The sequence below is a fragment of the Mesorhizobium sp. M1295 genome (assembly GCF_040318135.1).
GTDB lineage: Bacteria > Pseudomonadota > Alphaproteobacteria > Rhizobiales > Rhizobiaceae > Mesorhizobium.
In genome coordinates, this window is record NZ_JAMYLU010000011.1 from 120,679 (window position 1) to 133,149 (window position 12,471).

The 12,471-nt window shown below is 63.3% G+C and carries 13 protein-coding genes; all 13 read left to right on the forward strand.

Annotation, left to right across the window (positions count from 1 at the left end):
* Position 1: 1 nt before the first annotated feature.
* The 13 genes from NKH29_RS17220 to trmB all read left to right on the forward strand — a co-directional run bounded on the left by NKH29_RS17220 (position 2) and on the right by trmB (position 12,456).
* Positions 2-1,108 (forward strand): DUF1513 domain-containing protein, encoded by a 1,107-nt coding sequence (locus NKH29_RS17220; RefSeq protein ID WP_023719578.1) that lies wholly within the window; start codon positions 2-4, stop codon positions 1,106-1,108.
* 160 nt (positions 1,109-1,268) lie between these two features.
* A complete protein-coding gene (gene tsaB / locus NKH29_RS17225; protein ID WP_023719577.1) occupies positions 1,269-1,946 on the forward strand; it encodes a tRNA (adenosine(37)-N6)-threonylcarbamoyltransferase complex dimerization subunit type 1 TsaB in 678 nt (225 codons plus the stop codon).
* Entirely contained in the window at positions 1,946-2,440 is a 495-nt protein-coding gene (rimI, locus tag NKH29_RS17230) for a ribosomal protein S18-alanine N-acetyltransferase (RefSeq protein ID WP_352493767.1), read from the forward strand. Before tsaB ends, rimI begins: the two co-directional genes overlap by 1 nt.
* A 21-nt stretch (positions 2,441-2,461) precedes the next feature.
* Positions 2,462-3,262, forward strand: a complete 801-nt coding sequence (gene olsA, locus NKH29_RS17235; protein WP_023719575.1) for a lyso-ornithine lipid O-acyltransferase — start codon at positions 2,462-2,464, stop codon at positions 3,260-3,262.
* 63 nt (positions 3,263-3,325) lie between these two features.
* Positions 3,326-4,735 (forward strand): tRNA (N6-isopentenyl adenosine(37)-C2)-methylthiotransferase MiaB, encoded by a 1,410-nt coding sequence (gene miaB / locus NKH29_RS17240; protein WP_352483244.1) that lies wholly within the window; start codon positions 3,326-3,328, stop codon positions 4,733-4,735.
* Between the two features lie 83 nt (positions 4,736-4,818).
* A complete protein-coding gene (locus NKH29_RS17245; RefSeq protein WP_023719573.1) occupies positions 4,819-5,811 on the forward strand; it encodes a PhoH family protein in 993 nt (330 codons plus the stop codon).
* A gap of 17 nt (positions 5,812-5,828) precedes the next feature.
* The gene (ybeY, locus tag NKH29_RS17250; RefSeq protein WP_352483242.1) at positions 5,829-6,326 is read left to right on the forward strand and encodes an rRNA maturation RNase YbeY; all 498 of its coding nucleotides are present in this window, start codon (positions 5,829-5,831) and stop codon (positions 6,324-6,326) included.
* A 28-nt stretch (positions 6,327-6,354) separates the two neighbouring features.
* Positions 6,355-7,428: a hemolysin family protein gene (locus NKH29_RS17255; protein ID WP_352483241.1), complete on the forward strand. Its 1,074-nt coding sequence runs from the start codon at positions 6,355-6,357 to the stop codon at positions 7,426-7,428.
* A 17-nt stretch (positions 7,429-7,445) separates the two neighbouring features.
* Positions 7,446-7,916, forward strand: a complete 471-nt coding sequence (locus tag NKH29_RS17260; RefSeq protein ID WP_023719570.1) for a VOC family protein — start codon at positions 7,446-7,448, stop codon at positions 7,914-7,916.
* 93 nt (positions 7,917-8,009) lie between these two features.
* Positions 8,010-9,596 carry an apolipoprotein N-acyltransferase gene (gene lnt, locus NKH29_RS17265; RefSeq protein WP_023719569.1) on the forward strand — a complete coding sequence of 529 codons (1,587 nt, stop codon included), beginning with the start codon at positions 8,010-8,012 and terminating at the stop codon, positions 9,594-9,596.
* 137 nt (positions 9,597-9,733) lie between these two features.
* A complete protein-coding gene (locus NKH29_RS17270; RefSeq protein WP_023719568.1) occupies positions 9,734-10,153 on the forward strand; it encodes a helix-turn-helix domain-containing protein in 420 nt (139 codons plus the stop codon).
* A 300-nt stretch (positions 10,154-10,453) separates the two neighbouring features.
* Positions 10,454-11,743 (forward strand): methionine adenosyltransferase, encoded by a 1,290-nt coding sequence (metK, locus tag NKH29_RS17275; RefSeq protein ID WP_023719567.1) that lies wholly within the window; start codon positions 10,454-10,456, stop codon positions 11,741-11,743.
* Between the two features lie 11 nt (positions 11,744-11,754).
* Complete coding sequence (trmB, locus tag NKH29_RS17280) at positions 11,755-12,456, forward strand: tRNA (guanine(46)-N(7))-methyltransferase TrmB (protein ID WP_023719566.1); 702 nt, start codon at positions 11,755-11,757, stop codon at positions 12,454-12,456.
* Positions 12,457-12,471 lie beyond the last annotated feature (15 nt).

A 12,471-nucleotide genomic window follows, 5' to 3' on the forward strand; every position in this document is an offset into this window, starting at 1 on the left:
CATGAGGACGCCGCTGATCGATCGGCGCGATTTCCTGAGGGCCGCAGGCGCTGGTTTCGTAGCGGCGATGGCGCCGTCGGCCTGGGCAAAGACACTCGACGCCGACGCGGTCTTCGCCACCGCTTTCGTCAAGCGCGACGGCAGCTATGGCGCGGCCGTCCTGTCCGAGGCCGGCAAGTTGTTGCACACGATCGATCTGCCCGATCGGGGCCACGACGTTACTTTCGACCCGGTGTCGAAGCGGTCGGTGGTGTTTGCCAGGCAGCCGGGCACCTTTGCTGTCGTCTTCGACCATACCGGCCGCGATGAACCGCAGACCATTGCCAGCGTTGCCGGCCGACATTTCTTCGGCCATGGCGTGTTCTCGGCCGACGGCACGCTGCTCTACGCCACCGAGAACGATTTCGACAATGCCGCCGGCGTGGTCGGCGTCTATGACGCGCATGCGAAATTCAAGCGCATCGGCGAGTTCCCGACCTACGGCATGGGCCCACACGAGCTTTTGCTGCTTTCCAATGGCAGGACGATTGCTGTAGCTAATGGCGGCATCGAGACGCATCCGGACTATGGCCGCGCAGAGCTCAATATCGCAACGATGAAGCCGTCCTATGTTCTGGTCGACCGCCTTACCGGCGATCTCACCGAAAAGCACGAATTGCCGCCGGCGCTGCACCAACTGTCGATCCGCCATATGGATGCCGACCGGTCCGGCACCGTCTGGTTCGGCTGTCAATACAGGGGGCCGGGTACCGATCGTCCCCCGCTGGTCGGCCGCGCGCCGCGCGGCAAGGACTTGCAATTGCTCGACATGTCGCAAGACGTGCTCTCCGGCTTCAGGAACTATATCGGCTCGGTCGCCGCCAACCCTGCCGCCGGCACCATCGCCGTGTCTTCGCCTGAGGGGAATTCGCTTGCCGTGATCGACACCGCCAGCAGCCGCATCGTCGCTACCAAGGCGCTGGTCGAGGTCTGTGGCGTGGCGCCCGATGGGAAAAGCTTCATGGCGACGACGGGCGCCGGCGAAATTGTCGAGGGCGGTGGCACGATCCGTTCCGAGCCGGACTATGTCTGGGACAATCACGTGCTGCGTATCGAGCAGATCGGCTAATCCTGGCAACGGTTTGTGGCAGTTGCGTTCGTCGAAACTTACCTTCTTGGACCCACACTCCAAGCAAGTCGCCTGAAGATTTGTGGATATTCCCCTTGCGGGGATCAGCCCTGGCGGGCAGAGGGAGGCTGCTTTCGAAACTGTCTCAACCGGGCGCTTCATGAAGTTGCTTGCCATCGACTGTGCCGCCAATCTCTGCGCCGCCTGCGTCTACGACGCGGCGGCCGGGAAAGAACTCGGCCGTTCGGTGCTCGATCTCGGCAAGGGTCATGCCGAGCATCTGATGGGTGTCATCGAGGGGGCGTTGAAGGCGGCCGGAACGGACTTTACCGGCCTCGGCGCCATTGCCGTTGCGACCGGTCCGGGCTCCTTCACCGGTCTGCGCGTCGGCGTCTCGGCGGCGCGCGGCCTTGCGCTGGCGCTGAAAATCCCCGCGATCGGCGTGACGACTCTGGAGGCGTTGGCCGCAGAGGCCGCAGCGATATTTCCCCGCCGCGCCGTGCTCGCCGCGCTCGATGCAGGCCGCGAGGAGATCCATGCGGCGCTTTACGATGAGAGGTCGGTTCTGATCTATGGTCCGGCTGTGACCACGCTCTCGCAAGCCGCAGCCATGGCGACCGACATCTCTCCGGTTCTGGCGGGCACGGCGGCAACCCAAATTGCCGCGGCGGCCGGGCGCAGCTTCGATCTCGGCGGGACGGCGGCCACCGCCGACATCGCCGTCTATGCCCATCGGGCCGCAGCCAAGGGCGAGGGCGAAAAGCCGAAACCGCTCTATCTGCGCGGCGCCGACGCCAAGCCGCAGGCCGGCTTTGTTTTGTCGAGGCAAAAAAACTGATGCGCATTCCGTTCCTCCAGCCGCGCCGCAGGAACTATGCGCTCGAGCCGCTGACAATTGCCGACAGCGCGGCCATGTCGGTGCTGCATCGCGAGGATTTCGCGCGGCCGTGGACCGACGACGAATTCGCCGCACTGCTCGAGCAGGACACCGTGTTCGGCTATGCCGCGCGCGAGACCGGACAGGGCGCCAAGCCGCCGGTCGGCTTCGTGCTGGCGCGGCTGGCGGCCGGCGAGGGGGAGGTCCTGACGGTCGCGGTGGCACGCTCGCATCGGCGCCGGGGGCTCGGCTGGCAATTGATGGATGCGGTGCTGCGCGAATTGCACGCACAGCGCGCCGAGGCACTTTTCCTCGAGGTCGACGAGACCAACGTCGCTGCGATCGCGCTCTATCGGCGGCTTGGCTTCCGCGAGGTCGGCAAGCGCGCCAACTATTACAAATCGCCGGAACACGGCCCGACCGGCGCGCTTGTCATGCGCCGCGATCTTCGCTAGCCAAACGCCGGGGTGGTGCGGATGATCGGAAAAATCAGGATTTTCCTGGCGCTGGGGCTGGTTGTCGTCGGCTCATTGGTGCTTGTGCCGCTGCAGGTCCTGTCGATGAGGACCGGGCTCTGGCGCGAGACCTTCATCCTGAAGATCTGGCACAGGATGATCGTCAGGGCGCTGGGGCTGCGCATCCATGTCAAGGGGGCGCTGTCCGGCCAGCGCCCATTGCTGATTGCCGCCAACCACATCTCCTGGACCGACATCATGGTACTGGGGTCGATGGTCGACGTGACGTTCATCGCCAGGGCCGACATGGCCGGCTGGCCGTTGATCGGCATGCTGTCGAAGCTGCAGCGCACTGTCTTCATCGAACGTGAGCGCAAACGTTCGTCGGGCGACCAGGCGAGCGAGATCGCCGGCCGCATGGCCAAGGGCGACGCCATGGTGCTGTTTGCCGAAGGCTCGACCGGCGACGGCAACATGATCCTGCCGTTCAAGAGTACGCTGTTCGGCGCCGCTACAATGGCGATTGCGGAAGGGGCGGCCGAACAGGTCTTCATCCAGCCGGTGGCGATCGTCTATACGCGCCTGCATGGCGTGCCGCTCGGCCGCCGGCATCGGCCGGTTGCCGCCTGGATCGGCGATGAAGAGCTGATGCCGCATCTGAAGGTGCTGATGGCCGAGGGCGCCCTCGACGTCGAGGTGCATTTTGGCGAGGCGATTGCTTTCTCCAAGGGCTCCAGCCGCAAGGAAACGGCAAAGCAGATGGAACGCCAGGTGCGCGAGATGGTACAGGCGGCTCTCGCCGAACCGCGCCCAAGCCGGTAAGCCGCGCAGGTTCCGGCCAGATTCGTCTGTTTTTTGTCAGGGAAAGGCGCTAGAAGCCGCGAAATGGAATTGAACACGATAGAACGCGACGACATCGGCGCTGCCGCCGAAAACCTAGTCGTTCTGCCTGCCGCGACCAGAAAGGTCTTCGTCAAGACCTATGGCTGCCAGATGAACGTCTACGATTCGCAGCGCATGACCGATGCGCTGGCGGCCGACGGCTATGCCGCGACAGACGTTATCGGCGAGGCCGATCTGGTGCTGCTCAACACCTGCCACATCCGCGAGAAAGCGGCGGAAAAAGTCTATTCGGAACTTGGGCGCATCCGTGAGTTGAAGGCGGAACGTGCTAAGGCCGGGCGCGAAATGCTGGTCGGCGTCGCCGGCTGCGTGGCACAGGCCGAGGGTGCCGAGATCATCCGCCGCTCGCCGGCCGTCGATCTGGTCATCGGCCCGCAGACCTACCACCGGCTGCCCGGTGTGCTGGCGAGGGCGCGGAGCGGCGAAAAGATCGTCGAGACCGACTATGCCGTCGAGGACAAGTTCGAGCATCTGCCGCAGCCGAAGCGCGCCGAACTGATCAGGCGCGGCGTGACGGCGTTCTTGACCGTTCAGGAAGGCTGCGACAAGTTCTGCACCTTCTGTGTCGTGCCCTACACACGCGGCTCGGAAGTCTCGCGGCCGGTGGCACAGATCGTCGCCGAGGCCGAGCGCCTGGCGGATGCCGGCGTGCGCGAGGTGACGCTGCTCGGCCAGAACGTCAATGCCTGGCATGGAAGAGGTGAAAACGGCGCAGAATGGGGCCTTGGCCGGCTGCTGTTCAGGCTGGCCGAGATTCCGGGCCTGGCGCGTCTGCGTTACACAACCAGTCATCCGCGCGACATGGACGATGAATTGATCGCCGCCCATCGTGATTTGCCTACGCTGATGCCCTATCTACATTTACCGGTGCAATCCGGCTCCGACCGCATACTCAAGGCGATGAACCGCAGACATATGGCCAAGGACTATCTGACGTTGATCGACCGCATCCGTGCCGCACGGAACGACATTGCGCTGTCGGGCGATTTTATCGTCGGCTTTCCCGGCGAGACGGAAGCCGATTTCGAGGCGACCATGCAGTTGGTCCAAGACGTCAACTATGCCTCGGCCTTTTCGTTCAAATATTCGCTGCGCCCCGGCACGCCGGGCGCCGAGATGAGTGATCACGTGCCGGAGGCCGTCAAGGACGAGCGCCTGCAGCGGCTGCAGGCGCTACTGCTGAAACAGCAGCAGGATTTCGGCGCAAGCCTGATCGGCAGGACCATCGACACGCTGATCGAAAAGCCGGGCCGCCAGGCCGGTCAGAAGGTTGGCCGCTCGCCCTGGCTGCAGCCGGTTATTGTTGATGAAATGGCCGGCGAAATCGGTGACATTATCCAGGTACGAATCACGAAGACGGGCTACAACAGCCTGTTCGCCGAATTGGCCTGAAGGTCTCGGCAGATGAGGAGAGACGGTTGAGCGCTGCTGAAGTGAAGAACCTGCCCCAGAACCTACCCTCGGGGGCCTCGGATATGGCGCACATCGTACTGACTTTCGACAACAACAAGCTTGCCAGCGCCCTTTACGGCCAATTCGACGAGAATCTGGCCAGACTCGAGCAGAAGCTCGGCGTCGACATCCGCTCGCGCGGCAATCAATTGACCATCAAAGGCTCTTCCTCGGCGGCCGAGCAGGCACGCCGCGCCTTGGACAATCTTTACGGAATTCTGCAGAAAGGCACCGATATCGGCCAGTCCGATGTCGACGGCGCTGTGCGCATGGCGATCGCCGCCGACGACCAACTGACGCTGCCGACACTGGAGCGCAAGGGCAAGGTGTCTGCCGCCCAGATATCGACGCGCAAGAAGACGATCTATGCCCGCTCGCTGAACCAGGACGCCTATATGCGCGCGCTGGAGCGGTCGGAACTCGTCTTCGGCATCGGCCCGGCCGGCACCGGAAAGACCTATCTGGCGGTGGCACATGCGGCAATGCTGCTCGAACGCGGCATGGTCGAACGCATCGTGCTGTCGCGCCCCGCGGTCGAGGCCGGCGAACGGCTTGGCTTTCTGCCGGGTGACATGAAGGAGAAGGTCGATCCTTATCTGCGGCCGCTCTATGACGCGCTCTACGACATGATGCCGGCCGACAAGGTCGAGCGGGCGATTGCCGCCGAGGTCATCGAGATCGCGCCGCTGGCGTTCATGCGCGGCCGTACGCTGGCGCACGCTGCCGTCATCCTCGACGAGGCGCAGAACACCACGCCCATGCAGATGAAGATGTTCCTGACCCGGCTCGGCGAGAACTCGCGCATGATCGTCACCGGCGATCCGACCCAGATCGATCTGCCGCCAAACACCAAGTCCGGCCTGGTCGAGGCGCTGAGAATCCTCGACGGCGTCACCGGCATGGTGACGGTCCGCTTCAACGAAGGCGACGTCGTCAGGCATCCGCTGGTCGCCGAGATCGTCAAGGCCTACGACCGCGACGGCAAGCTGGCCAGGGGCTTGGGTGTCGAAGGCTGATATGATTATGCGGCCGCATGGCTGAGGAGCAAAAGGCGGGGGGGCCGCTTCCCGTCGAGATCGATATCGCGATCGAGGCCGGAGATTGGCCCGCCGAGACGACGCTGACGCGGCTGGTCGACCATGCCGTCTCGGCCGCCTTTGCCGAAACCGGTGCGGACGGGCGTTCCGAGCTCAGCATCCTCTTTTCCGACGATGCCCATATCCGCACGCTCAATGCCGGCTGGCGCGGCAAGGACAAGCCGACCAACGTCCTGTCTTTTCCGGCTTTTCCGTTTGCCCGGGGCGGGCCGCTGCCGCCGATGCTCGGCGACATCGTGCTGGCCGCCGAGACGGTCGCGCGCGAGGCGGCACTGGAAGACAAGCCGGTCGAGGACCATATCTCCCATCTCGTTATCCATGGCCTGCTGCATTTGCTGGGCTACGATCACGAAACCGACGCCGAAGCGGAACTGATGGAAGCGACAGAGCGCGCAGCACTTGCGAGGCTTGCCATTCCCGATCCCTACACGTAATTACAAAAGATCAATTGACCGGACGATGATGAACGACAAACCAGAGACTGCCGCCCGCCCCGATGCCGGCAGTGCGATCAAGCCTTCCGAAACGACGGAAGAGGGCTCGAGTCCGAGTACCACGACCGGCAGCTTCGCCAGCGAGGCATCGCCTGCCGGTCCTTCCCTGTTCGATCGCGTGCTCGGGCTTTTCAGGCACCGCAACGGCACCAGCCTGCGCGAGGAGATTGCCGGTGCGCTTGCCGAAACGGCGAGCGATGCGGAATCCTTCTCGCCCGGCGAACGCGCCATGCTCAACAATATCCTGCGTCTGCGCGAAGTGCGCGTCGAGGACGTCATGGTGCCGCGCGCCGACATCGAGGCGGTCGAGATCACCACGAAGCTGGGTGATCTTCTGGGGCTCTTCGAACAGTCCGGCCATTCCCGCATGCCGGTCTATTCGGAGACGCTCGACGACCCGCGCGGCATGGTCCATATCCGCGACGTGCTGGCGCACATCACCAAGGTCGCCCGCGTCCGAAAGGGCAGGACGACCAGGAAAACCGCGGTCGCAACGGTTCTCGATCTCGCCCAGGTCGATCTGGCGCGCACCATCGGCGATCTCAACCTGATCCGACCGGTGCTGTTCGTGCCGCCGTCGATGCTCGCCTCCGACCTGATGGGGCGGATGCAGACGACGCGCACCCAGATGGCGCTGGTCATCGACGAATATGGCGGCACCGACGGCCTCGTCTCGCTCGAGGATATCGTCGAGATGGTGGTCGGCGACATCGAGGACGAGCACGACGACGACGAGCCGATGATCACCCAGGCCGGCGAAGGCGTCTTCATCGTCGACGGCAAGGCCGAGATCGACGATGTCGCCAAGATGATCGGCGAGGATTTCGCCGCCGGCGAGCACGGCGAATATGTCGACACGATCGGCGGCATGATCTTCAACACGCTTGGCCGGGTGCCGGCGCGCGGCGAAGTGGTGCAGGCCATACCCGGCTTCGAGTTCCATGTGCTCGACGCCGACCCACGCCGCGTCAAGCGCGTGCGCATAGTCGAAACCCTGAAGGGCGAGCGCCGCCGCCGCGCCGCCCGCACCGAGCAGGCTTGAAGGACGCGGCTCGCCCGATGCCGATTGAGGACCCGTTCAAGCACTCGACACTGGGCTCCGGCGTCTTCTACCAGGATCCGCGGGCCGCATTGACATGGCTTGAAAAGGCTTTCGGCTTCGAGCCGAGCATGGTGGTCAGCGATACCGATGGCAGGCTCGTCCATTCCGAGATGCGGTTCGGCGACGGCTATATCATCATCGATTCCGAATGGGCCGACCATATAGCCAGCCCGGCTTCAGTTGCAGGCAAGAACACGCAGTCGGTCCATGCGCGCCTCAAGGACGGGATAGATGCCCACTGTGATCGTGCAAGGGCGGCGGGAGCCGAGATCGTCGAGGAGCCTGCCGACCAGTTCTACGGTGAACGGCAGTACAGGGCGCGCGATCCTGAAGGCCATGTCTGGACCTTTTCCCAGACTGTCCGCTCCGTCCCACGCGAAGAGGCTGAGCGGCTGGGCGGACTGAAGATCGAAGGCTGGCATCGATAGCTATGAGCGGACTTGTTCGCTCTTATCCGGTTTGGAGCCAAGGCCGCGGCCTGATAAATCTTGCTTCCTGATTCGCACGACTCGGAAGCATAGATGGAGCGCCAGGCCGGCCGGATAATTCTGCTTTGGGGCTGGCGGCGCGCGCTGGTGGCGTTTCTTGCCGGCGCGCTGGCGGTTCTCGCTCAGGCGCCTTACGATTTCTTCGCCGTCTGTTTCGTTTCGTTCCCGCTGCTGGTGTGGCTTCTCGATGGCGCGACCGGCGAAGCCTCGGACGGTTTTCTGCGACGCTTGCTGCCGGCTTTCGCCATCGGCTGGTGGTTCGGTTTCGGCTACTTTCTTGCCGGTCTGTGGTGGGTTGGCTCGGCGCTTCTGGTCGAGGCCGACAGCTTCGCCTGGGCCTTGCCGTTCGCGGTGGTTGGCATCCCCCTCGCGCTGGCCTTCTTCTATGGCTTCGCCGCCCTGGTTGCCCGGCTGTTGTGGAGCAATGACATCGGCCGCATCGCCGCGCTCGCCTTCGGCTTTGCGCTGGCGGAATGGTTGCGCGGCTTCCTGTTCACCGGCTTTCCCTGGAATGCCGTCGGCTATGCGGCGATGCCGGTGCCTTTGCTGATGCAGAGCGTGTCGGTGACCGGCATGATCGGCATGAATGCGCTTGCAGTCTTCGTCTTTGCACTGCCGGCCCTGCTTGCGGCGCGCCGGCATCTTCGCCTCGGCGTGGCATTGCTTGTCGTTCTGGTCGTTGCCCATGTCGGCTTCGGCTATCTCAGGCTCGCCGCCCCCGAAAAGCCGGCCGCCCGCAGCCTCGACGTCCGTATCGTGCAGCCTGCCGTCGACCTCACGGAAAAATGGGATGCCTCGGTGCGTGACCGCATCTTCGCCACCATGATGGGGCTTTCGGCCAAAGCGCCGGAACCCGGCCATGACAGGCCGCAGTTGATCCTGTGGCCGGAGACCTCCGTGCCGTTTCTGTTCACCGAACGTCCGGATGCCTTGCCTGCCATCGGAGAGATGCTCGGCGATGGCCAGATGCTGGTCGCCGGCGTCGTTCGCGAGGAAGGCGGCTCGGCGACCGGAAGCCGTTACTACAACTCGGTCGTGGCGATCGACGAAAGGGGCGAAATCGTCGATGCCGTCGACAAGGTTCATCTGGTACCGTTTGGTGAATACCTGCCTTTCGCCGATCTGCTCGGCCGCTTTGGGCTTGAGCAGCTTGTCGCCGGCCCAATGACCTTCGCGGCCGGCAATGAGCGGCACCCGATCACGCTGCCCGGCGGCATCCGGGCGCTGCCGTTTATTTGCTATGAGGTCATCTTTCCCGATCTGGTCGCGGTTGACGCCACGTCAGCCGAGCTTATTGTGAACGTCACCAATGACGCCTGGTTCGGCGACACGCCAGGGCCGTACCAGCACTTCAGGCAGGCGCAGATCCGGGCGGTGGAGAATGGGGTGCCCCTGTTGCGCGCGGCCAATAACGGCATTTCGGCCGTTGTCGACCCGCGAGGACGCATCGTCGACGCGCTGGCTATCGACGCACGCGGCGCCATCGATGTGCGTGTGCCGATCTCCAACCAAGCCATCGTTTCCTCCGGCCAACGACGCATTAACGGAATGCTGATCATGTTTTTGCTTGCCGTTGCGGCATGCATTTTGAACGTAAGGCAAAGGCTACGGGCGAATTGACAGCCGACACATTAGAAACTCATACTGTAAGCGCCTGAAAATTCTCGAAGTCGATAAGGTCGTTCTGTTGGGGCACGGGCCGCGGCGTCGTTTGGGCAGCAAAATAGAAAAAGCCGGAAAAATTCGGCGAGGAAAAAATGACAGAAGAAAACAAGAAAAAGCCGAATCCGATCGACATCCACGTCGGAAGCCGCATCCGGCTTCGCCGCAATATGCTGGGAATGAGTCAGGAAAAACTGGGCGAAAACCTCGGCATAACGTTCCAGCAGATCCAAAAGTACGAAAAAGGCACCAATCGCGTCGGCGCCAGTCGTTTGCAGGCAATCGCCTCGATACTCGGCGTTCCCGTCGCCTTCTTTTTCGAGGATGCGCCCGGTCAGGAGGCCGTGGGCAACCGTGGATTTGCCGAGGATGCGTCGATGACCTCCGCCGTCGAATTCTGCGGCAGCCCGGAAGGCCTCCAGCTGAACCGCGCCTTCGTCAAGATCGCCGACGTGAAAGTGCGTCGCAAGATCATCGAGCTTGTGAAGTCGCTCTCCGTCGACGAGGTCGATTGACTGGCCGTAGCCGGGCATGCAATTTCTCGTGGCTGAGTGCACCGTGGGATGTGCATTCCGCAGATGCGCCGACGCGCGGATCGATTTTGCTCGACATGCTTCCACGAAACCGTTCTCTTCAGCCTGTGAGTGCAAGAGATGAGGGTAGTGCGCCCTGCCGCCGTCTTCTGGACGCAAAGATAATAACGTCAAAATTCATGCTAGAACGGCTGCACGACTTGACGAGCGGCGCCCGGCACCGTTAACAACTGGCGCGCCAAAATCGGCGGCCTGCCGATATTTTTTCAAGAGGGGACACCCGTGACGCGGCACAATTATTTCTTCACCTCGGAATCCGTTGCCGAGGGCCATCCCGACAAGGTCTGCGATCGTATCTCCGACGAGATTGTTGATCTCGTCTACCGCGAGGCCAGAAAGACCGGCATGGACCCGTGGAAAGTCCGCGTCGCCTGCGAGACGCTCGCGACGACCAATCGCGTTGTCATCGCCGGTGAAGTGCGCGTCCCCGAGACGCTGCTCAAGAAGGACAAGGAGGGCAACGTCCTGAAGGATGCGGCCGGCCATCCGATTGTCAACCCGGCCAAGTTCAAGTCGGTCGCACGCAAGGCAATCCGCGAAATCGGCTACGAGCAGGCCGGCTTCCACTGGAAGACGGCCAAGATCGAGGTCCTGCTGCACGGCCAATCGCCGGATATCGGCCAAGGCGTCGACAACGCTTCCGACCGGCAAGGCGAGGAAGGAGCCGGCGATCAGGGCATCATGTTTGGCTATGCCTGCCGCGAAACGCCGGACCTGATGCCGGCGCCGATCTATTACAGCCACAAGATCCTCGAATTGCTGGCCGCTGCGCGCCATGAGGGCAGCGGTGATGCCGGCAGGCTCGGGCCGGATGCCAAGAGCCAGGTGACAGTCCGCTATGTCGACGGCAAAGCGGCGGAAGTGACGCAGATCGTGCTGTCGACCCAACATCTCGATGAGACGTGGGATTCGAAGAAGGTGCGCAACGTCGTCGAGCCCTATATCCGCGAAGCACTAGGCGACCTGAAGATCGCCGACAATTGCAATTGGTACATCAACCCGACTGGCAAGTTCGTCATCGGCGGACCTGACGGCGACGCCGGCCTGACCGGCCGCAAGATCATCGTCGACACCTATGGTGGGGCTGCGCCCCATGGCGGCGGCGCCTTCTCCGGCAAGGACACCACCAAGGTCGACCGCTCGGCCGCCTATGCGGCGCGCTATCTCGCCAAGAACGTGGTTGCCGCGAAGCTTGCCGATCGCTGCACTATCCAGCTTTCCTATGCGATCGGTGTCGCCCAGCCGCTGTCGATCTACGTCGACCTCCACGGCACCGGCAAGGTCGACGAGGCAAAGCTCGAGCGTGCACTGCGCACCGTGATGGACCTGTCGCCGTCCGGCATCCGCCGCCACCTCGATCTCAACAAGCCGATCTATGCCAAGACGTCGTCCTACGGCCATTTTGGCCGCAAGGCCGGCCGCGACGGATCCTTCTCCTGGGAGAAGACCGATCTCGCCAAGGCGCTCAAGGACGCTCTCGCCGAACCGGTCGCCGAAGCAGTCGCCGCCTAACCGCGGCGCCTATGGACCCGAAGGGCCGGCCAAGCCGTGCGACCGAGGCGTTTTTCGGTCGCCGGCGCGGCAAAACCATTCGACCGCAGCAGGCGGCGGCGCTGGAGAGCGGCTTCGCCGCCTACAGGCTCGATCTGACGGTTGAACCGCCAGCCGATCTGCCCAGCCTTTTCGAAGCCGAAGTTTCCGCTGTCCAGCTCGAAATCGGTTTTGGCGGCGGCGAACATCTTCTGCACCGTGCCACGGCCGGCCAGGCGACCGGCTTTATCGGCGTCGAGCCTTTCGTCAACGGCATGGCCAAGATGATGATGGCGGTCCGGGAGCGGCCGCTTGCTAATCTGCGCGTCTATGACGACGACGCCACACGCCTGCTTGACTGGCTGCCGCAGGCTTCGCTTGACGGCATCGACCTTCTCTACCCGGATCCGTGGCCGAAGAAGAAGCACTGGAAGCGGCGCTTCGTCAGCCCGGTCAATCTCGACCGCTTCGCGCGCGTCCTGAAGCACGGCGGAAAGTTCCACTTTGCGTCAGACATCGACAGCTATGTGAACTGGACGCTGCTGCATTGCCGGGCGCATGGCGCCTTCACGTGGCAGGCAAACGAAGCAGCCGACTGGCGTCGGCCCTATGATGGCTGGCCGGGGACGCGCTATGAGGCCAAGGCCATTCGCGAGGGCCGACGGCCCGCCTATCTCACCTTTGTGCGGAAATAGCAGGAAGTCCGAGCT